This window comes from Actinomadura fibrosa, from assembly GCF_900659615.1.
GTDB classification, from domain to species: domain Bacteria; phylum Actinomycetota; class Actinomycetes; order Streptosporangiales; family Streptosporangiaceae; genus Spirillospora; species Spirillospora fibrosa.
In genome coordinates this window covers 40590-61457 of the sequence record NZ_CAACUY010000034.1, presented here as the reverse complement: position 1 = coordinate 61457, position 20868 = coordinate 40590, and the positions used below count along the sequence as shown (strand labels likewise).

The 20868-nt window shown below is 73.0% G+C and carries 13 protein-coding genes; 10 read left to right on the top strand and 3 right to left on the bottom strand.

The genetic code is table 11. The features are described from left to right. Positions 1-65: 65 nt before the first annotated feature. The 7 genes from E1300_RS15065 to E1300_RS15035 all read left to right on the top strand — a co-directional run bounded on the left by E1300_RS15065 (position 66) and on the right by E1300_RS15035 (position 13403). Positions 66-6011, top strand: coding sequence for a LamG domain-containing protein (locus E1300_RS15065; RefSeq protein WP_207399736.1), 5946 nt, complete (start codon positions 66-68; stop codon positions 6009-6011). 121 nt (positions 6012-6132) lie between these two features. Continuing rightward, the gene (locus tag E1300_RS15060; protein ID WP_131757612.1) at positions 6133-7698 is read left to right on the top strand and encodes an ABC transporter substrate-binding protein; all 1566 of its coding nucleotides are present in this window, start codon (positions 6133-6135) and stop codon (positions 7696-7698) included. Continuing rightward, entirely contained in the window at positions 7699-8682 is a 984-nt protein-coding gene (locus E1300_RS15055) for an ABC transporter permease (RefSeq protein ID WP_131757611.1), read from the top strand. Continuing rightward, the gene (locus E1300_RS15050) at positions 8672-9550 is read left to right on the top strand and encodes an ABC transporter permease (protein ID WP_131757610.1); all 879 of its coding nucleotides are present in this window, start codon (positions 8672-8674) and stop codon (positions 9548-9550) included. Before E1300_RS15055 ends, E1300_RS15050 begins: the two co-directional genes overlap by 11 nt. Then, complete coding sequence (locus E1300_RS15045; RefSeq protein WP_165502844.1) at positions 9547-11019, top strand: ABC transporter ATP-binding protein; 1473 nt, start codon at positions 9547-9549, stop codon at positions 11017-11019. The genes E1300_RS15050 and E1300_RS15045 overlap by 4 nt, the downstream gene beginning before the upstream one ends. Positions 11020-11511: 492 nt before the next feature. Then, positions 11512-12834: a hypothetical protein gene (locus tag E1300_RS15040; protein ID WP_131757608.1), complete on the top strand. Its 1323-nt coding sequence runs from the start codon at positions 11512-11514 to the stop codon at positions 12832-12834. Positions 12835-13073: 239 nt separating this feature from the next. Next, positions 13074-13403 (top strand): hypothetical protein, encoded by a 330-nt coding sequence (locus tag E1300_RS15035; protein ID WP_131757607.1) that lies wholly within the window; start codon positions 13074-13076, stop codon positions 13401-13403. A gap of 385 nt (positions 13404-13788) precedes the next feature. Here the strand turns inward: E1300_RS15035 and E1300_RS15025 are convergent, their stop codons facing one another. Next, positions 13789-14388, bottom strand: a complete 600-nt coding sequence (locus E1300_RS15025; RefSeq protein WP_207399735.1) for a TetR/AcrR family transcriptional regulator — start codon at positions 14386-14388, stop codon at positions 13789-13791. A 79-nt stretch (positions 14389-14467) separates the two neighbouring features. On the opposite strand from E1300_RS15025, the gene E1300_RS15020 reads away from it, so the two are divergent. After that, the gene (locus tag E1300_RS15020; protein WP_207399734.1) at positions 14468-15568 is read left to right on the top strand and encodes an alpha/beta fold hydrolase; all 1101 of its coding nucleotides are present in this window, start codon (positions 14468-14470) and stop codon (positions 15566-15568) included. Positions 15569-15716: 148 nt separating this feature from the next. On the opposite strand, the gene E1300_RS15015 is transcribed toward E1300_RS15020, so the two are convergent. Further along, positions 15717-17672, bottom strand: a complete 1956-nt coding sequence (locus E1300_RS15015) for a right-handed parallel beta-helix repeat-containing protein (protein ID WP_207399733.1) — start codon at positions 17670-17672, stop codon at positions 15717-15719. A gap of 157 nt (positions 17673-17829) precedes the next feature. Here E1300_RS15015 and E1300_RS15010 point away from each other — a divergent pair, with 157 nt between their 5' ends. Continuing rightward, positions 17830-18999, top strand: a complete 1170-nt coding sequence (locus E1300_RS15010) for a sensor histidine kinase (RefSeq protein WP_131757606.1) — start codon at positions 17830-17832, stop codon at positions 18997-18999. Next, positions 18996-19643: a response regulator gene (locus E1300_RS15005; RefSeq protein WP_131757605.1), complete on the top strand. Its 648-nt coding sequence runs from the start codon at positions 18996-18998 to the stop codon at positions 19641-19643. The genes E1300_RS15010 and E1300_RS15005 overlap by 4 nt, the downstream gene beginning before the upstream one ends. A 537-nt stretch (positions 19644-20180) precedes the next feature. Here E1300_RS15005 and E1300_RS15000 read toward each other — a convergent pair. Then, on the bottom strand, positions 20181-20759 hold the full coding sequence (locus tag E1300_RS15000) for a TetR/AcrR family transcriptional regulator (protein ID WP_131757604.1): 579 nt from the start codon (positions 20757-20759) through the stop codon (positions 20181-20183). Positions 20760-20868 lie beyond the last annotated feature (109 nt).

Here is a 20868-nt window from a genome sequence, read left to right as displayed (position 1 = left end):
GCCTGCGCCGCCTGCCCGCGGACGCGCCCGCGGACTCCGTCCAGTACCGGCTGACGGCCGGGAGCATGGCCGCGCGCGCCGCCGGCGACGCCGGGTACGCCGACCAGCGCGGCCTGGTGCGCGGCGCGAGCCGGCCCGCGGCCAACCTGATCAGGACGCCGGTGACCCATCCCACCGCGGGCGCCGTGCAGCTGATCACCACCCGCGTCCCGCTCACCCTCGGCAACGCCACCGCGACCTGGCAGCTCTGGTTCCGCGACCTGCCGGCCCAGGGCACCGCCTTCACCAAGGCCGCCGCCCGCTCGCCCAAGGCCGCCGAACTCGACCTCGACGGCAACGACCCCGAGGCGCGCAGCAGCGACTACGAGCACCGCACCGGGTACGAGTGGCGCCTCGGCGCGCTCGACGAGGACCCCGACGCGCCGCCGCCCGGCCTCGACCTGTTCGGCCTGCGCTTCTTCCCGCTGGTGCTCGACCGGGTCGTCTTCACCGACGACGGCGTGGCCGCGGTCGAGCTGATCGGACGGCTCCAGCTCCCGGTGGCCGGCTCCGACGCCGAGCAGACCGACCTCGGCAACTGCGTGCGGCTGACCTTCTCCGGCGCCGGCACCGCGCTCACCCTCAGCGCCGCCGCCCTCGACGGCACCGCCCTGGAATGGCCGCTGGCCGTCTCGGCGGGCGAGGCCGGCGACGCCCCGCGCCTGCGGGCCGGCGGCCTCGCGCTGGCCCCCGGCGGCGGCCTGACCGTCCAGCAGGCGCGGCTGTACTTCCACCTGTTCCAGGTGGAATGGGCGGTCGGCCTGCCGCCGGTGAGCTTCCCCAAGCCCTCGCTGCCGCCCTTCACCCTGCCCGGCGCGACCGGTTCGGACCCGATCGTGCCGCAGCGGGTCGCGCTCGGCCTCGACATGACCGACGGCCGGCACAGCCTGGCCCTCACGATCGCGGTGCGGATCGGCCGGCCGCCGACGGGGCTCCAGGCCCTGTACCACTTCGACGAGGGCGGCGGCACCACCGTCCACGACACCTCCGGCATCGGCGAGCCGCTGCACCTCACCGCGGCCACGGCGCAGGGGCTGAGCTGGGGCGGCGGCGGCCTGACCCTCACCAAGGCGACGGCGATCCGCTCGGGCGGTCCGGCCGCGAAGCTGATCGCCGCGGTGAAGGCGAGCGACGAGGTCGGCATCGAGGCGTGGGTGAAGCCCGCCGCCGGCGGGCAGCCGGGCGCGCAGGCCGAGATCGTCACCGTCTCCTCCGACGCCGCGCACCGCAACGTGACCCTCCAGCAGCGCAAGGGGCCGCAGAACGCGTCCTTCGTGGACGCGTGGCTGCGCACCGGCGGCACGAACGACGAGGGCGCCCCCGACCTCGCCACCCCGGCCGGCTCGCTCACCGCCGACCTGACCCACGTGGCTTACACCCGCGCCGCCGACGGCCGGGCGCGGGTCTACATCAACGGGCAGCTCAAGGCCGAGCAGACCGTGGGCGGGACCCTGGACGCCTGGAAGGACCAGTTCGAGCTGGTCCTCGGCAACGAGATCGCGGGCGGACGGGCCTGGCTCGGCACCTACCGCATGGTCGCCCTCTACGACCGCGCCCTCACCGCCGAGGAGGTGGCCGCGCGCTTCGCCGCGGGCCCGGCGACGGTGCCCGCCGCGACCCGAGGGGACGCCGTCGCGGCCGCGCTGACCTTCGACCTGATGACGGAGGGGGCGGACCGCTTCACGCTCGACTCCGCGACCCTCTTCGGCGACCTCGCCCTCGCCGTCACGCTGCCCGACGGCTCGCCCGCGGCGCTCGCCGGAGACACCACGCTGCAGTTCGGCTGGAACGGCTACAGCGTCCCGCAGCCCGGGAAGCCGCAGTTCCTGCCGGGCATGCGCCTGGCCGACGCGCAGACGCCCGGCCTCCGCGAACGCGCCGCACCCGGCTTCGCGACGGTCACCTTCCGCGCCACCGCCCGCCCGGACGACCTGCCGAAACTGCCGATGACCGGCGCCTTCGTCGAGGCCCTGCTCCTCGCCCACTGGGGGCGCTCGCTCCAGGACCCCCGTCCGGACCGGAAAGCCGAGGCCGCGGACCTGTACGGCTCCTCGGCCGGCGACCTCGCGGTCGGCTACACCTCGCACCGGCAGGGCACGGACTGGCAGGAGAGCTTCCTCCTCAACGGGCTGCTCACCGCCACCGACCTGGTCTCCTGGCCGCAGCAGCTCAGCTACGACACGGCCAAGGCGCGCATCACCCTGCCGGCGGCCCGCACCTCCGGGCCGCCGTCCCTCACCCATCTGCGCCACACGATCAGGGTCCTGCTGAACCAGCACGAGATCCCCGGCTCGCTCCTGACCGGCGCCGAGGGGCCCGTGCTGTTCACCCTCGCCCAGGGACAGAGCTGGCAGCCCCTGGCCGTCGTCGAGCACCAGCTTGTCGAGGTGACGCCGGACGCCGACGGAAGCGGCGGAACACTCGGCCGCGAGATCCGCTGGACGGCCGTGCAAGAGGTGCGCCTGCTGACGCCGCAGCGCGCCGCGCAGTTCCTGCGCGGCCTGGCCGCCCTGAAGACCGTCGACCCCGCCAAGGGCATCGGCCCGCTCGGCGAGGCGAGCGCCGGCTACCTGGCCGCCGGCCTGTCGGCACTGCTGGCCGACCCGGGCGCGGCGCTGGAGGCACTGCCCGCCGACACGCTGCTCATCGAGGCGAGCGGCCACCACCTCGTCGGGCTCGTCCCCGCCGAGGAGGGCGTGGCCACCACACTGCAGTTCCTGCCCACCGGCAGCCAGGGCGCCCTGCTCGGCGGCCCGGCCGACTACGCGCCCACCGACCCGACCGACCCGCGCTGGATGCTGCTGACCATGCCCTTCCTGGGCCGGTTGCAGGACACCGCCCGGGACCTAGCGCAACCCGCCGGGCCGCCCAGCCCGTTGCAGACCGACCCGCTGCTGCTCGTCTCCCGCCTGCGCGCCGCGTCCCCCACCGCGGCCCTGCCGTCCCTGGCCCTCGCCCTCTGCGGCTGGGCCGACAGCGCCCCGTTCCCCATCACCTTCGCCAGCCTGGACACCGCGGTCGGCCGGAGCTTCGCCCGGCTCGACCCGCCGGCCCTGGAGGAGAGCTGGTTCCGCGCCCAGAACCCGTCCCCCGAACCGCAGGACGAGCTGCTGCGGAGCGTCCTCGCGGCCCTCCCCGAGACACCGGCCCGGCTCAGCCGCCCGACCGCCCTGCGCCAGGCCTTCGACCCGCGCCGTCCCTTCTACCCGCCCCGGACGAGCGACCAGCCCGCGCCGCCCGACCCGTCGCCCTACGCCGCACCCGTCTGGCGCGAGGACGCGCTGCTGCTCACCCAGGCCGTGAACACGCTGACGCCGACCGGCAAACCGCCCTACGGCTGGACCCTGGTCGCCGCGCTCATCGCGAGCGGCGAGCTGCTCGGCCAGGCCTCCGCCGGCGGCCAGGCCCCGCGCCGCTATCCCGCGGCCACCCTCATCCCGGCGCCGCTCAAGCTCGACGGCGCCGACAACCCGCGCCCGCTGAGCGTCGTGGTCAGCCCGTGCCAGGGGCTCCAGTGGCGGCCCGCTCCGGCCGTGCCGGCGGCCGGGCCGTCGCCGTTGCAGACCCGGCTGCTGCTGGCGGAACTGCTGTGCCTCGCGCCCGGCACCGCACGGCTGCAACCCGTCGCGAGCCGCATGTGGACCGTCCAGCCCGACACCCCCGGGCTCGCCGACGAGAGCCACCTGCGCGCCCTGGCGCAGGACTGGGCCGCCCAGTCCCAGCGCGCGCTCGCGCCGGAGTCGCCGATCGCGGTGCTGCGCTACCGGATCATCAGCGACAACACCCGCCCGGACGGCCTGGGGGAGGCGGCCCTGACCACCGGCCACGCCTTCGCCCTGGTCCCGGTGACGACCGCGGCCCCGCTGGCCAGGCGGCTGTTCCGCATCCGCTCGGACCTCACCGGCCTGCGCTACCGCGAGGGCCAGTGCGGCAGCGCGCCGATCCCCGCCGCCCCCCGCGACTTCGAGCTCGCGCCGCCGCAGACGATCGGAGTGCAGCCGCTCCACCTCACCCAGCGCCCGTCCAACGGGCACCTGCCCGCGTGGCCCTGGGGCCTGAGCGCCCTGCGCGTCAGCGTCCGGTACACCAAGGATCAGCGGGGCGCCGTCGGCGCGGCGTCCCCCGGCACGGCGGGCCAGACGCTCTGGTGGCAGGCCGTCCAGCGCACGGTGCAGTTCCGCTCGGCCCTGCACACCGACCGGCCGTCCGCCGGCCTGCCGCGGCTCTTCCGGGCACCGGCCGTGAGCAGCCTGCTGCCCGCACCGCCCGACCCGCCGCTGCCCGCGCTGACCGAGCCGCTGTTCGACCAGCCCGGCATCCCCGAGCCGGACGGCCACCAGCCCGGCGGACCGGCGCTGGAACGCTGGCAGCCGGTCCTGCCCGGCGGCCTGCGCTACCTCGTGACCGGCACGCGCGCCGGCGTGTTCGTGACGCTGCGCCACCACCTGCTGCGCCAGAGCGGCGTCACGCTGACCGGCCAGCACCCGCGGCCGCGCGGCCTGCCCCTGCTCTCCGGCGGGCTGCCGGTGGAGCACCGCGCCCCGCGCCCGGTGCCGCTGCCCGCCAACGCCGACGGCCTGCAAGGATCCGCGCTGCGCACCTGGGCGAGCCACTTCGACCCCGGGGAACCGGCTCTGGTCACCTCGTCCCCGGCCGACGAGGCTTTCCGCGCCGCCTTCAGCGACCCGCCGGAGACCCCGACCTACCGGCAGACCGCCCAGCGCATGAGGCTGCGCCTGGCCGCGGTCGAGCGCTCCACGCTGGACGTCGGCTGGGACGGAACCCTGACCTTCGTCTACCGGATCGACGGCAGTATCACCCTGCTCGGCGGGCAGGTACCGCAGGTACCGGAGACCAGCATCCTCGACTGGACCCTGGCCCTGGACCTCATCGACGCCGGACGGGTCACGGCGCTCGACGACATCACCACCCCGACGCTGGTGCTGACACCGGCCTTGCGAGCCCAGCTCGGCGCGGTCGGCGTGCCCCTGCCGGGACCGGAGACCGACACGATCGAGACCGCGAAGCTCGCGATCCGCCGATTCGGGCTGCCCGGCGACCCGAAGACCCGCGCCGACCGCGCCCGCGAGCTGATCGCCAGCATGCCGCCCGGCGCGACCGTCCACGCGCGCGTCACAGCACGGTTCACCCCTCACCTCCCCGGCGCGGAGCCCTACCACGACGGCTACGGCCACGTGCTGCGCTTCCCGCTCCGCGTGGCCGACCCGAACGCGTCCTACCTGCCGCTCGTCCCGCGCTACGTCCTCTTCGAGGATCCCGAGTACAACCGGCGGCTCGCCTCGCCCTCGGCCCACGCCGGCGCGTCGGTGCAGTTCCCGCAGCAAGCGGACGGCACGAGCCCGCAGCGCATCGTCACCCTTTCCGCCGAGCGGCGGGAGTGCAATCCGTCCGGCTCGCTCGCCCTGCGCTTCGACTGGAGCGAACCGCCCCCGGGCGCCCCGAAGGCCACGCTGACGCTCCAGAGGATCGACCTGGACCAGACGCCGCGCGACCTCCAGGACCCGGATGCCGCGAACGGGCCGCGAACGCTCGACCCGGGCAGGCTGTACGAACTGTCACTGGCGGCGATCCAGAAGTCGAACGGCCCCTTCACGCCCGGCGAGCGGCTACGGCTCGTCCTGCGCGTCGGCTCGGGCCCGGTGAAACCGGTCGTGGCGCAACTCGACATCACCATCGTCGAGGCTCCGGTCACCCCCGCGACCGAGGCGGCGTACGCGCTGCTGCGCAGGCAGACGGCCGGCGATCACACGTACGTCGAATGCGTGCGCTTCGCCTGGGGCCCGCAGGCGCAGCGGGTCGAGCTGGTGAACCCGGCCGACCTGCGCACGGAGGTCGTGCGCCGCCGCGCGGTGTTCCAGTTCACCGACTCCACGCGTCCCGACCGGGACGAGGTCTACACCGTCCAGAAGCTCAGCCCCACCGGATCGACCCACATCCCGCTGGCCGACTGATCGGCCTGCTGGAACCCGGCGACCAGCCGTACCGTCCCGGCAGGCTGATCTCTCGCGCCCGCGGCCGGGCAGCTAGCCGCGAGTTGCTTGCTACTGCATCTTTGTTGCAATAATGCCGGTCATGGTGAAACGTCCGGTCAGGGCCCTGCTGGGCCTGGTGGTGGCGGCCGCGGCCGTGTCGGCGTGCGGGCAGGGCGACGAGTCCGGCGCGGAGGCGAAGGACGGATCGCTGACGTACGCGATCGGCGACGAGCCGGAGACGTTCAACCCGGGTCTGCAGGACGAGCACACCGACCCGGTGACCGAGCTGGTGTTCCGCGGGCTGACCAGGCACGACAAGGACAACAAGGTCGTCCCGGCGCTGGCGAGGTCGTGGACCGTGGCACCGGACGGCAAGACCTACACCTTCGCGCTGCGGCCGGGCGCCACCTGGCAGGACGGCAAGCCGTTCACCGCCGAGGACGTCAGGTTCACCATCGAGAGCATCCGGGACGCGGGAGCCGGCTCGCCGCTGTCGCGCAACTTCACCATGGTCAAGGCGATCGACACCCCCGACCCGGCCACGGTCCGGCTCACGCTGGACAAGCCGTTCGCGCCGATGCTGGACGCGGTGTCGATGGGCATGCTCCCCAAGCACCTGCTGGCGGGCAAGAAGCTCACCGACCCGGGGTTCGGGCAGCGGCCGGTCGGGACCGGCCCGTTCACGCTGAAGACCTACAAGCGCGGCCAGTACGCCGAGCTGACCGCCTTCGACGGGTATTACGAGGGCGAACCGGGCCTGAAGAGGATCGTCATCAAGTACGTCCCGGACGACTCGGCGCGGCTGGTCCAGTTGCGCAACGGCGAGGTCGGCGCGGCGAACCTGGCACCGCGGCAGGCGGACAAGGCCGGGAGCAGGCGGCTGGAGGTGTACCCGACCGCCGACTACCGGGCGATCATGTTCAACATGACCCACGCGGTGTTCGCCGACCGCCGGGTCCGGCAGGCGATGAACCACGCGGTCGACCGTGACGCGATCGCCAAGAGCGTCGTGCTGGGGTACGGGTCGCCGGCCAAGGGGCCGCTGGACACCAGCCCCTACGCCGCCGCCCCGGGCTTCGCGTTCGACCCGGCCAAGGTCGCCTCGCTGATGCGCGAGGCCGGTTACGCCAAAAACGGGCAGGGGTTGTGGGCCAAGGACGGCAAGACGGTCAGGTTCGAGTTGACCACCTTCGCCGAGGACTCGCTGCGCGTCGCCATCCTGAACGTGGCCGCGACCCAGCTCAAGCAGCAGGGCTTCGACATCGACCCGCGCCCGCGCCCACGGGACTGGGTGCGCAAGCACTGGGGCGACTTGCAGGGGTTCGTGGTCGGCTGGGGCACGCCCTATGACCCCGACTCCTCGGTGTACGGGCCGTTCGCCTCGTCCCAGGCGCTGGCCAAGGGCGGCTCCAACTACGGGTCCTACTCCAACCGCGCCGCCGACAAGGCGCTGGAGGAGGGCCGCTCGACCCTCGACCCGGCCAAGCGCAAGGCCGCCTACACCGCCTTCCAGCAGGCGCTCCAGGACGATCCGCCGTTCGTGTGGATCTCCTACCTCACGACCATCAACGCCGTCCCGGCGAACCTCACCGGGCCCGTTCAGCGGACGCTCGGCCACCACGGCTACGGGTTCTTCTGGAACGCCGAGACCTGGCGCTACGCCTAGATGGCGCTGCGTCTGCTGAGCCGGCTGGCGACGGCGGCCCTGGTCGCCGTCGCCCTGTCGGCGGTGTGCTTCGGGCTGCTGGACGCCGCGCCCGGCGATCCGGCCGCCTCCGTGCTGGAGGCCCGGTCGGGCGGCCGTCCGGCGACTCCCGCGGCGATCGCCGAGCTGCGGGCCGAGATGGGGCTGAACGACGCGCCGCCGGTGCGGTACCGGCGGTGGGCGTCGCACGCGCTGCGCGGCGACCTCGGCACCTCCTCCATGTCGGGACGCCCGGTCACCGCCACGCTGGGCGACACGGTGCCGTGGACGCTGCTGCTCACCGCCGCGGCGATGCTGCTGTCGTTCACCGCGGCGCTGGCGGTCGGGCTGGTGGCGGCGCTGGCCCGCCGGGCGTGGCTGCGCCGCGGCATCGACCTGGTCCTGTTCGTGATGGGCGGCATGCCCGGGTTCGTCGCCGCATTGCTGCTGCTGTACGTGTTCGCCGCGGCGACCCACCTGATGCCGTCGGGCGGTGTCAGCCGTCCCGGTGAGCCGGTCACCGCCTACGGCCTGCTCGCGCACCTGGTGCTCCCGGCGTGCGCGCTGGCGTTCGGCCACCACTTCGGCATCTACGTCCGGCTGGTGGAGAACGGCGTCCGGCGTGTGAAGGACGCGCCGCACGTGGAGAACGCACGCGTCCGCGGCCTCCCCGGACGGACGGTGGTGACCCGGCATCTGATGCGGCCCGGGCTGGTGCCGTTCACCGCCCGGCTCGGCGCCGGCGCCGGAACGCTGATCGCCGGCGTCTACGCCACCGAGGTGATCTTCTCCTGGCCGGGCATGGGCCGCGAGGCCGTCGCCGCCGCCCGCGCCCAGGACTACCCGGTGCTCACCGCCATCGTCCTGAGCACCGGGCTGGTCGTGATCGCGGCCAACCTGGTCGCCGAACTCATCGTCGCGGCGCTGGACCCCCGCGTCCGGACGGGCCTGGCCGATGCGCTCTGATCCGCTCCGCGCCAAGGGCCCGCGGCGTCCCGGCGGGCTGCTCGCCGTCCGGCTGCGGCCCCGCCGTCCCGCGCTGGTGACCGCCGTGGCGGTGCTGGCCGTGCTCGGGACCCTCGCCGTGCTGGCACCGCTGTTCACCTCGCTCGACCCGGTCGCCACCGACACCTCGGCGACGTCGCTGCCGCCCGGTTCGGCCGGGCACCCGCTCGGCACCGACCTGCTCGGACGCGATCTGTGGGCCCGGATGCTGTACGGCGCCCGCACGTCCCTGCTGGTCGGGCTGACCGCGGCGGCCATCACCGTCGTGCTCGGCATGCTCGCCGGCGGGCTGGCCGCGGTCGCGCCGCGCTGGCTGGACGGGCTGATCGCGCGCACCGCCGACGTGCTGCTGGCGCTGCCGCTGCTGGTCATCGTGCTCGCCCTGGCCGCGGTCGCCGGCCCGTCCCTCGGCCTCGTCGTGGTGGCGATCGCGGTGACGAGCTGGATGCCGGTCGCGCTGATCGTCCGCGCCGAGCTGCGCAGCCGCCGCGAGCGCCGCCACGTCCGCGCCGCCTACGCGCTCGGCCTTTCGCGCTGGCAGGTCATGTGGCGGCACCTCCTGCCCGGCGCGCTCCCGCCGGTCGCCTCGGTCGCGGCGTTCGAGGTCGGGCACGCGATCCTCACCGAGTCCACGCTGAGCTTCCTGGGCCTGGGCGTCCCGCCGAACCGGCCGAGCTGGGGCAACCTGCTCACCGAGGCGCAGGCGCACCTGCTCACCGGCGAGTGGTACACCGTCGCGATCCCGGCCGCCGCGGTCGTGGTCACGATCATCGCGGTCAACGTCGTCGCCGGCGCGGTCTCCGGCCCGTCCGAAGGCGGGACCTGGTGAGCCCGCACGACGCCGCCCGCGCCCTGACCGTCGAGGGCCTCACCGTCGACGTCCCCGGACGCCGTGTCGTGCACGGCCTCGACCTCACCGTCCCCGCCGGGCGGATCCTCGCCCTGGTCGGACCGAGCGGCAGCGGCAAGACCCTCACCGCCCGCGCGATCGCCGGCCTCCAGCCCCACGGCGGGTCGGTGCTGCTGGACGGACGGCCCGTCCGCCGGGGACGCGACGTCGGGTACGCCTTCCAGGACGCGTCCGCCTCGCTCAACCCGACGGTGACCATCGGACGGCACCTGGCCGAGACCGTCCGCGCGCACCGGCGGGGCGACCCGTCCGCCGCCCTCACCCGCTTCGGCCTCGACCCGGCACTCGCGGACGCCTACCCGTTCGAGCTGTCCGGCGGCCAGGCGCAGCGCGCCGCCCTCGCGATCGCCACCGTCCACGAGCCCGCCGTGCTGATCGCCGACGAGGTCACCACCGCCCTCGACCCGATCACCCAGGAGACCGTCCTCGACCTGGTCAAGGCCGACGCCCGCGACCGGACCGTCCTGCTCATCACCCACGACCTGACCGTGGCGTCACGCTGGGCCGACGACATCGCCGTCCTGCACGCGGGCCGCATCGTCGAGCACGGCCCCACCGCCCGCGTCCTGACCGACCCCCGCGACGACCTCACCCGCGCCCTGCTCCAGGCAGCCGACGACACCCGCGCGCCGGAACGCCCGGCTCATATCACGGGCGGCGCCCTGACCGTCCGGAATCTGCGCCGCGAACTGCGCGCCCGGCGGCGGCGCACCCTCGCGCTGGACGGCATCGACCTCGACATCGCACCCGGCGAAGCCGTCGCGATCGTCGGCCGCAGCGGCTCGGGCAAGTCCACCCTGCTGGGCGCGCTCGCCGCCCTCGACCGGCCGGACGGCGGCACCGTCCACCGCGACGGCCGGGACGTGTGGGCCATGCCCGGCCGGGCGCGCCGCGCGGTCCGGCGCCGAACCGGCCTGATCTTCCAGAACCCGGCGGCCTCCTTCGACCCCCGCCACACCGTCCGCCAGGTCATCGCCGAAGCCGGCCCCTACACCCCGGACCTCCTGCGCTACGTCGGCCTGGACCCGGCGATGGCCGACCGCCGTCCCGCCGGGCTGTCGGGCGGCGAGAGCCAGCGCGTCGCGATCGCCCGCGCCCTCGCGCAGGACCCCGACGTCCTGCTCGCCGACGAGCCGACCAGCGGCCTGGACGTCCTCACCCAGCGACGCGTCCTCGACCTGCTCACCGGCCTGCGCCGCGACCGCGGCCTGACCATCGTCATGGTCACCCACGACCTCCGCGCGGCCCGCCGCGCCGCCGACCGCGTCGTCGTCCTCGACCAGGGCCGCGCCGTCGACGACCTGCCCACCGGCGACCTCGACGAGGCCCGCCACCCCGCGACCCGCCGCCTCCTCGCCGCCGTGACACCCCACCGCACACCGCCATGACCCGCCCCGCAACCAGCTGAACCACCAAGGTGCCGCAGGCCACCCGACCATCCACCAGTGCGCCAAGGCGGCGGACCTGCCGAGATACCACAAGATGGCCGTCCTCAAGCGGCTGCGGCCGGTGCACACGGTGGTGATCGGCGGCCGTGTACGGCCTCACCGACCACCCGCACGCGCACGCGCACGCCGCATGCGACCGACACGCCCGCGTCACCGCGCAGCAACGAGTGATCGACCACGCCGTCGCGCGTTGCCGTGCACGATCGTTGTACGACATGGCCCCGACCGCGCGCTGCCACCGGCGCGGGTATAGACCGGGCAGATCAGAGAGACCACAACGTGACCGAAATGCCCACTTTTCCATATCTGTGTCCTGTTCTGGTCTGACGGCTATCTCGGCCGGGGAAGCGGGGTCACGCTCGCGGCAGGACCCCGCCCGTCACCCGGCCCGTCCCGGCGGCCGGCGCTCGGGGGCCGGAAGGAGCCAGCACGATGACCTCACCTCGACTCAGCTCCCCGGCGGCTCAGACCTACTGGTACGACTACGGTGAGCTGCGTGTGGCGTTCACCAGCCAGTTCGCACTGGATTACCAGGACGAGAAGAGCGGCGCCACCATGTACGGCCGGTTCTGGCATCCGGTCCTGCCACAGTGGGCCGTCGACGACGGCGGCTGGTGCTGGCTGGGCGGCATGTCCTGGCCCTGCGACGACTACGACGGCGACCCCGGCGGCTATCGCGTCGGCGTGATCGTCAAGGACCACGGCGGCAGCGGTGTGCTCGCCGCGCCGACCGGCTGGACCGAATGCTGGAGCGACGACAACACCGGCGCCACCATGTACGGCAAGGTGTACCGCGCGGTCCCGCCCGACGGCTACGTCACCCTCGGCGACATCTTCACCGGCGGCGGCTCCGACTGGGTCACACCCGACTCCGGCAAGGCGCCGTGGAACACCTTCCGGTGCGTGCGCGCCGACTACACCCACACCGGCAGCTACGGCCAGCAACTATGGAACACCGACGGCGCCGGCGCCAGGCCGGCCGAGGAGACCATCTGGTCCATCAACACCGACCTGAACGGTCAGACCTTCTCCCAGCAGGCCGACCACGCCCTGCTGGGCATCACCGGGTTCACCGGCAAGAACGGCCGCAGCGACAGCGCGCCCACCGACCCGCCGCCGCTGGTGCTGATGGTGCCGGTACCGCAGATCACGGTGAACGCCCCGCCCGCGCCGCCCTCGCTCACCTCCTACGACCCGCCGGCCGAGCACACCACCCCGGTCAACGACTACTCGGTGGTGGTCCCGTTCGGAGCGATCACCGACACCGAACTGACGGTGGACCAGCACGTCAACGGCAACGCCTTCTACACCCTCAAGCACTACATCGGCTACGAGAACGTCTGCTTCATCAACAACCAGCACGGCGCCGTCCAGAGCGAGCCCCAGTCGGTCGCGCTGGACGTCGGCGTCACCGCAGCCCAAAGCCAGACCTACTCGGCCTCCTACGGAGTGACGGTCGGCTACGACACCGGAGTCGAGGCCGGCGTCGAAGGCGACTTCTTCTCCGCCGACGGCCACGTCTCCTTCTTCTGCACCACCTCACGGCAGCTGGGCTACTCCACCACCACCCAGGTCCAGGTGATGGCCTCCGAAACCGTGACCAACTCCCTGTCCGCGCCCGCCAACGCCAACGCCGCGATGTGGGGGCGGCAATCGACCATCGCGCCCTGCCGCCCGGACGGCACCTGCATCGACCCCAACGGCGGCCTGACCTTCACCGACCACACCACCGTGGTCGACAGCACCTTCCCCTGAGAGGGTGTCTTCGACCCTCTTCGGTGATCGTCAGAGGGATCGAAGACACCCTCTGAGGTGCTGGCGGCGGAGGAGGGAGACACGGTCGCACTCGGTTCGGCTCGTTTCCGGTAAGCCACCTGCATGCGGAGAATCCGCATCTTTCCGACCGTTCACGTAAACGATCATGAACTGCTAGGGTCCGACGCGGAGGGCCGGGCAGCACCGATGGGGCCCTTCTGGCAACGGAAGGATCCATCGTGAGAAGAGTTCTCGGTATCTCCGCGGCGCTGGCCGCCCTTGCCCTCGCAGGGACGGGACTGGCGGGTCCAGCCTCCGCCGCCGGGGTCCAGCCGGCGGCATCCTGCCCGATCTCCAACGTCAAGGCGACGGAGAACCTGAAGATCCGCGTTTCGCCGACCGACGGCACCAGCCTGGGGCTGATGCTCAAGGGCGCTGTCTCCTGCAGCTACGACTTCAAGGCGGGCACCACCTACACCGCCTGCGGTGCCCGCGACAACCACTACTCCAAGATCACGTCGAGGGGCATCACCGGCTGGGTCGTCGACACCTGCCTGGTCCCTGCCTGAGAGGCCGTCTTCGACCCTCTTCGGTGATCGTCAGAGGGATCGAAGACACCCTCTCAGGGACGTGGCCGGTGCACTACGCGGGTCACGCCTCCTGCCGGGCCCCTCTACCAGGGGCCCACCGAGGTAGGACCCGCTCATCGCCAAGCGTCGTGGCCGACGAACCGGGCGGCCCAGGCCGAGGGACGTCGGTGGAGGTGCTGGCCGACCTGGTCGAGGATGATGGTGGCCCTGTGATCGCTAACGACGGTTGTCTGGCCCGGCCTATTACGGGGTGGCAGCAGGCCATCGAGGCGATTTGCCGGTGCCGCCGTCGCCGATCAGACAGAGCGGCTGGCGGTCCTTGACCCACTCGCATCTGGTCAGGGTGTGGACACCGGGACTCAAGTTATTGCAGGCCGAGGGACTGGGTGAGGTGGGTGGTCCACCAGCGGAGCTGGGCTGCGGAGGAGGAGGCATCTGAGCCGGTGAGCCCGGCGCTGCGGCGGAATGCCGTGCCGTACAGGGGCTCGGTGGCCAAGGCTTGGTGGAGGGCGGCCACGGCGAGCCGTGTGTCGTCGATGGGCGTTGTGGCGGCATCGGGTCGCAGGGCGTGCAGCGCGTCGACGACCGGGTCGAGCATCCCGCTTCCCTCGTCCCGCCATCCGCCGGCGTGGAGGGCCGCGGCCAGCTCGCCGTAGCCCCGGCGGTAGAACGCCGCCAGTGCTTGGACGAGCGCGTCGAGCTCGGCGCCGCGGTCGAGCCAGGAGTCCAGCACCTCTTGCAGTCCGTCCCGGATCCTCCGGCCGCCGTGGCGGAGCAGCGCCTCCAGGAGGCGGTCCCGGGTGCGGAAATGGTGGTTGACCCCCGCGTCGGTCATGCCGACGCGATCGGCGACGGCCCGCACATGGACGGCGGCCACACCGCCTTCGGTCAGGAGTCCCTCCGCGGCGGCCAGGATCAGGCGCCGTGCCTCTTCGGGCGGACGGCGCACACGCGAACCGGTCACGCCGGCCACCCTACCTTGACCCGCCAAGGCAGAGTCATTACCGTCCTTACCTTGATGCCACAAGGTAAGGGGTGCCGCGATGACCGATCTCTCCACTTCCCGGGAACGGCAGATCGTTCGTCCCGGCGCGGTCCTGCGTGGGGAGGAGCTCGGAGCCGGGCCGACCGTCCTGCTCCTGCACGCCGGTGGCGAGCGCCGTCGGGTGTGGGCGCCGATCACCGAGGTCCTCGTCGATGCCGGGTTTCGGTGCGTGGCCTTCGACCAGCGCGGTCACGGCGACAGCGGCGGCTCGCCGCGGGCGCTCGGGCCCTGCGCGGACGACGTCGCCGCGATGATCCGCGCCGATCCCGGATGCGTGGTCGTCGGCGCCTCGCTGGGCGGGCTCGCCGCCATCGCCGCACTCGGCGACCCGGACGTGCGCGCGAGCGTGACGGGCCTGGTCCTGGTGGACGTCGTACCCGACCCCGACCCTCATCGGACCCGCCGCTTCCTTGCCGCCAGCGGCGCTCCCGAGGCCAGCGCAGACCTCGTTGAGGACGTCCTGGCCCAATCGCCACGGCTGAGGCAGGCCACCGCGGATCTGCGCATGCCCGTCCTGCTCGTCCGGGGAGGCAGCCGATCGCCTATCACCGACGACGACGTCGATCGGTTGCTGCGCCTCGTCCCGCACGCCACGGTGACCCGCATTCGCAGCGCCGGGCACCTCGTCGCCCGGGATCAACCCGCGGCGCTGGCCGAGGCGATCATCACCGCCATCACCCGGTGGGCGGCACTGAGGCTCCTGCGCGACCTCGGCGCGGCTCAGATCGACCACCCCGGCGGAAACCTCCTCGACCATCTCCAGCGGGTGCACGACCTCGTTGCCGGTTGGGGCGGGGACCGGCGCGCATGCCTGGCCGCGCTGTGCCACGCCGCCTACGGCACCGACGGCTTCCCGCACGCGCTGCTGCCGCTCGACCAGCGGGACCGCCTGAGAACGGCGATCGGCGACACGGCCGAATCCCTGGTCCATCTCTACGGTGCCTGTGACCGCGGCAGAACCTACGCCCACCTCGGCGCAACGCCGCTCCCGCTCACCGACCGCTTCACCGGCGAGACCGTTGCCCTAGCCGCCCCCGACCTCACCGACTTCGCCCCTCCTGACCATCGCCAACGAACTCGACGTCGCCCGCAACAGTGAACTCGCCCCCCGGATCCGGAACGGCATCCGAACTCTTGTCACCGCCCTGGCCGCCTATGCTCCCGACATCGCGGCCCAGGCCCTCGCCGACCCGTCCCTCCACTGACAATGGTCCGGCCGCCGGGAGGCTTTCGTCATGGGCAGGTGTTCAGCCGAGCCTGAGGCGGTTGCGGAAGGGCTGGTGCGGGCCGCTTATGGTGATGATGGACGCGCATGCCGGGATGGTCAGGCATGCCTGGTCAGGGTGGCCTGGAGACAGGCGGGTGTTCCCGGTGAACGTCAGGTTCTCTGGATCGCCGCAGTCGTCGGCTGCCGAGGGCCAGGTGCCGGGGTAGGGGCGCCGCTTGACGTCGTCGGGCACTGTGTCGTCCCAGAAGTTCGCCTGGTAGCGCACGTTGCGCACGGGCCGACCCTGTGCGGTCTCGCTACAGCCGCCGATCGAGCCGCGGTAGCGGTAGATGACGTTGCCGCGCACCGTGACCCACTCGATGGTGTCGTCGGTGTATATCCCGATGTCGAAGGGGTTGTGCGGGGAATCGGTGACCGCGTTGCCGGCGATGAGGGCACCGTCGGCGAGCGAGGAGCCCTGTCGTCCGCGCAGGTAGATGCCTCCTCCGTCGGCGAGGAGCCGGTTGGTGTCGAAGATCCGGTTGCCGGTGATGCGAGCGCCGCGGGTGAGGCCGGGCAGGTCGGGGTCCCGGCCCGAGAGGATGCCGTTGTAGGGGACGTCGTTAATTTGGTTGTGGTCGAGGACGGTGTCCTTCCCGGCGGTGTTCCAGATGCCTGAAGCCGCGCGGTACTCCACGCCGATGCGGTGGATCCAATTGTCGGTGACATGGGTGTCGCTGATGGTGCCGCTGGCGGCTGGAAGGGGGACACCCAGCAGGATCGCGCCATCGGACACGTCGGTGAACTCGTTGCCGCGGACCGTGACGTCCGATGTGTTTCGAGTGATCTCCAGAGCTTGCGCACCCAGGTGGGTGAATCGGTTGCCTTCGAGGGAGATGCGGTCGGCGAGACTGAAGGCGATATTGCCTGGCACGGTCAGCCAACTCTTCACACCCGGGCGCTTGTACAGGCTCCACGAGGAGACATATCCGGCGGGTTGGTTGGGCGCGAGCCAGGTGGCGTGGGCGAACGTCAGCCCGCGGAAGGCGACATCGTGAAGGGGGCGCTTGGCGCCTCCTCTGCCGCTCACCAGCGTCTGCAGGACGGGGGCGATCACGCGTGCGCCGCGCATGTCCTCGCCCGCGCGAGGGCGATACAGCAGGACGTGGTGTCCTGGGCGCGAGCGGTCGAGGTACCAGCTGCCCGGCGTCGCCAGGAAGCTGGCGCTGTTCTCGATGCCGGTGGGGCCGCTGATCGGCTCGGAGTCGTCCTCGTACTCGGCGCGCGCGAGCTTCCAGCAGGCCGGATCCATGGTGATCGTGGACCGCCGGGCGTCGCCGGTGATGCCCGCGACGCCGCATCGGGCCTCGGCCCAGAGCGGGAAGGTGTAGACGAACTCGATGTCCGCCGGATTCCGCCAGGTCTGCGGAACGGTGCTGTCGGTGATGTAGCCGGTCTTCGTCGTCCTCACCGTTCCCGGCAGGCCCACTCCCAGCGAGGCTCGGGTCGCGCGCCGGTCGTTGACGTACAGCTGGCGGGTTTCCAGATTCCCGGCGTCGGCGCGCCAGACGTCCTTCAGGGACGGATCGGGCCGCCACGACGAGATCGTGCGTCCGCCGCTCACCGTGACCGGCTCCTCGTGCGAGGTCCCGTAGCCGTACGCCTGGTAGATCACGCGATGTCCATTGCGTCCCGAGTCCCCCGCGGCCTCCGCGAGGCGCAGGGGAGCGGTCAGCCGGTGCGTCCCGGCACGCAGGTTCACCACGATGTCAGCGTCCATCCGCGCCGTCCGGCCGCGCACGGCCCGCTGCGCCCGCGCCAGCGTGGCGAAGGGCCGTGCGAGCGTGCCCGGCCAGCGGTCCCTGCCCCACGGCGCGACGTAGATCTCGTCGGCGCCGCCTCCATGGCCCGCGGCCCGCACCACCGGCACGGGTGCCACCAGTGCCGCGGCCACGCCGGCCACGGCCAGCCGTCTCATCGTCACAGGAATCGTCATCGCTCCGCCTTTCACGCGACTTGTGTCGGTTCCAGGCTTGGGCCTGCGGAGCTCGCGCGCGTCGGCGGATCGTCGCCCGGCGAAGGCCCACTTAAGGATGAGGCACCGTCGACGTTCGGCTGATCCGGCCGAGGCCGTACCCGCCTAGCCTTCGGCCGTGGACACCATCGCGTCGCGGGACCGCCTGACCCGGCTCGCCGATGGCGCGGCGCCGTGGATGCTCGGGCTGCTGCTGTCGGCCCTGGTCCTGGTCGACTACTCGGCCGGACGGCACGCCCGGCCCAGGGACCTGGTCATCGTGCTCTTCGCCGCCCTCGCCGGAGTGACGGCGGGGACGTCCCGCCGGCGGCTCTGGCCACTGTTCGCGGTGACCGCGGCCGGGACCGTGCTCTTCTCGCAGTGGCCGGGACTCATCGTGGCGTCCTACTACGCGGCGACGCGCCTGCGGCGCGGGATCCACATCGTGGCGTTCACCGCCGCCGCGGCGGCTGGGCTCGCCGGGATGCCGCTGCTCAACACGGCACTCGGCACCGGCTTCCTTCTCGGCCCCGACCCCGAGGTGTCGGCGGCGGAGCGGGCCTTCACCGGTCTGCTGCTGGTCGGCACGCCGCTGACGGTGGGGCTGTGGATCGACGCCCGCCGCGCGGTGATCGCCGGGCTGGCCGAGCGCGCCCGGCGCCTGGAACGCGAGCAGGTCGCGCGCGCCGAGCAGGCCCGCGCCGCCGAGCGCACCCGCATCGCCCGGGAGATGCACGACGTCGTGGCGCACAAGGTCTCGCTGATCGTCCTGCACGCGGGGGCCCTGGAGGTCAACGCCCCCGACGCGGCCACCGAGACGGCCGCCGCCCTGATCCGCACCGCGGGCCGGGAGGCGCTGGGCGACCTGCGCGACGTCCTCGGTGTCCTTCGCGCGCCGCGGGCCCCCGCCGAGCCGCCCGTCCCGCCCCCTGTTCTCCACGACCTCGACCGGCTACTCCGCGAGTCCCGGGCGGCGGGCCTCCAGGTCCGCCGCCACGTCAAGGGAGACGCCAGGACGCTTCCGTCCGCCGCCGAACGCGCCGCCTACCGCGTGGTCCAAGAGGCCCTGACGAATGTGCACCGGCACGCCGCGGGAGCCGCCACTCAAGTGACCCTCCACTACCACCCGCACCACCTGGAGGTGACCGTGCGCAACGACCCGCCCGCCCAGCACCGGGCCGACCCCCTGCCCGGCAGCGGCCTCGGCCTGACGGGCCTCAGGGAGAGGCTCGACCTGGCCGGAGGCCATCTGGACGCGGATCACGACCCTGACGGCGGCTTCACCGTCCGTGCCAGGATCCCCGCATGATCCGCGTGCTGATCACCGATGACGAGCATCTGGTCAGGTCCGGCCTGCGCGCGATCCTGGAGGCGAACGACGACATCGCCGTGGTCGCGGAGGCGGGCGACGGCGCCGAAGCCCTGTCCGCGGTCGCCCGGTGCCGTCCCCAGGTGGTCCTGATGGACGTCCGCATGCCCGGCATGGACGGCATCACCGCCGCCGGCCGCATCGCCGCCGCGTCGCACGCCCCCGAGGTGATCATGCTCACCACGTTCGACCTGGACGACTACGTCCACCAGGCCCTGCGCGCGGGAGCCTCCGGCTTCCTGCTCAAGGACACCCCGCCCCGCGACCTCGCCGCCGCCGTCCGCACCGTCGCCGGCGGCGACGCCGTGCTCGCACCGACCGTGACCAGGCGCCTCATCGGCCACTTCGCCGAGCGGGGACCCGCCGGGATCGCCGCCGCCAAGACTCGGCTGGAGGCGCTGACCCCCCGGGAACACGAGGTCGCCGTCGCCGTCGCCCGCGGCCTCTCCAACAGCGAGATAGGCCGCGCTCTCGGTATGCGTGAGACCACGGTCAAGACCCATGTCAGCCGGACCCTCGCCAAACTCGGGCTGAGCAACCGCGTCCAGGCGGCGATCCTCGTGCACGACGCGGGCCTGGTGTGACCGACTGCCCGCCAGCAGAACGTCCGTGAACAGGGCAGCGCCTCCCTTGCCGCCTGGGTTCGAGGCTGAGCGGGCAGAAGTACCGTCCCGAGGAACCTCCCTAGTCCGAGCGTTTCGCGTCGTGCGCCACCACGCTTCACGGCGGCGTTCTACCAAGCGGCTCGGCCCCGGCTCGCTCGCCCGCGCGCTCACCGCCGCCCTGCGGGGCGAACGCAGCACCTGCGCTGGCGGCGGGTAAGGGCCGTCCGGCGGCACGTCACCAACGATCTTCTACCGCCGAACGACGGATGGCCTGATCGGCAGACGACCGCACGATCGTCACTGCTCAGAAGGCGCGCTCGGCGAACCGCACACGTTGGCGTGCTCGCCCGCCGTCCGCCGTACGCGCGACGCGCGGGCTCGCAGCGCTCGGACGCAGGCTCCGCGTCCGCGGCGACGAATCCGCGGCCCCGCCACGTCGCCGTACGCCGCGGCGACGTCGGACGCTTGCTGAGCGTCAGCGCCCCCGCCCGTCCGGGCGTCACGGCTGGGCCCTGATCACCGTGCCGGGTGGGGCCGGAGGCCGTCCATCAGAAGGTTCAGCAGGCGGGCGGCCTGAGCCTCATGTCCGGGACGGGGGGCCACGGTGAAGATGCCGATGAGGGAGGCGGCGATGTCCTCGGCGGTGACGTCGTCGCGGAGGTCGCCTGTCGCGCGGCCGGCGTCGAGGATCGTGGTGATGGCGGCCAGTAGCTCGGTGCGGGTCCGAGCATGGGCGATCTCGCCCGACTCGATCATCGCGAGCAGCGTGCCGAGCATGCCGTTCTTGGTCGCGACCCAGTCCCCGAACAAGTCCATCCAGCGCCGCATCGCCGCGGCCGGGGGAAGCAGGTCGAGCAGCTCGTGGGCGCCCGCCGTCAACCGCACGACCTGGTCGCGGTAGACCGCGTCGACCAGCGACTCACGGGTGGGGAAGTGCCGGTAGAGCGTGGCGATGCCGACCCCGGCCTCGCGGGCGATCGCGCGCATCGACGGCTCCCCGCCGGGCGAGGCGAAGACGCGGGCCGCCACGGCGAGCAACTGCTCGCGGTTGCGGGCCGCGTCCGCCCGCGGTGCGCGCCTCTCCGTCTCAGTCAAAACGGATCACGCTCCGGTTGTGTTAGGTTGGCACATGTAAACGGAGCATAGTCCGTTTCGACGTGCCTCGTCCTCGCGAGAGCAGGCGAGCGATCAGTTCTGGAGTGAT

Bases quoted from the DNA above. Each gene is read 5' to 3' on its own strand.
- E1300_RS15065 (WP_207399736.1), top strand. From the start codon at position 66: ATGGCCGCGCGCGCCGCCGGCGACGCCGGGTACGCCGACCAGCGCGGC.
- E1300_RS15050 (WP_131757610.1), top strand. From the start codon at position 8,672: ATGCGCTCTGATCCGCTCCGCGCCAAGGGCCCGCGGCGTCCCGGCGGG.
- E1300_RS15005 (WP_131757605.1), top strand. From the start codon at position 18,996: ATGATCCGCGTGCTGATCACCGATGACGAGCATCTGGTCAGGTCCGGC.
- E1300_RS15055 (WP_131757611.1), top strand. From the start codon at position 7,699: ATGGCGCTGCGTCTGCTGAGCCGGCTGGCGACGGCGGCCCTGGTCGCC.
- E1300_RS15015 (WP_207399733.1), bottom strand. From the start codon at position 17,672: ATGACGATTCCTGTGACGATGAGACGGCTGGCCGTGGCCGGCGTGGCC.
- E1300_RS15060 (WP_131757612.1), top strand. From the start codon at position 6,133: ATGGTGAAACGTCCGGTCAGGGCCCTGCTGGGCCTGGTGGTGGCGGCC.
- E1300_RS15020 (WP_207399734.1), top strand. From the start codon at position 14,468: ATGACCGATCTCTCCACTTCCCGGGAACGGCAGATCGTTCGTCCCGGC.
- E1300_RS15040 (WP_131757608.1), top strand. From the start codon at position 11,512: ATGACCTCACCTCGACTCAGCTCCCCGGCGGCTCAGACCTACTGGTAC.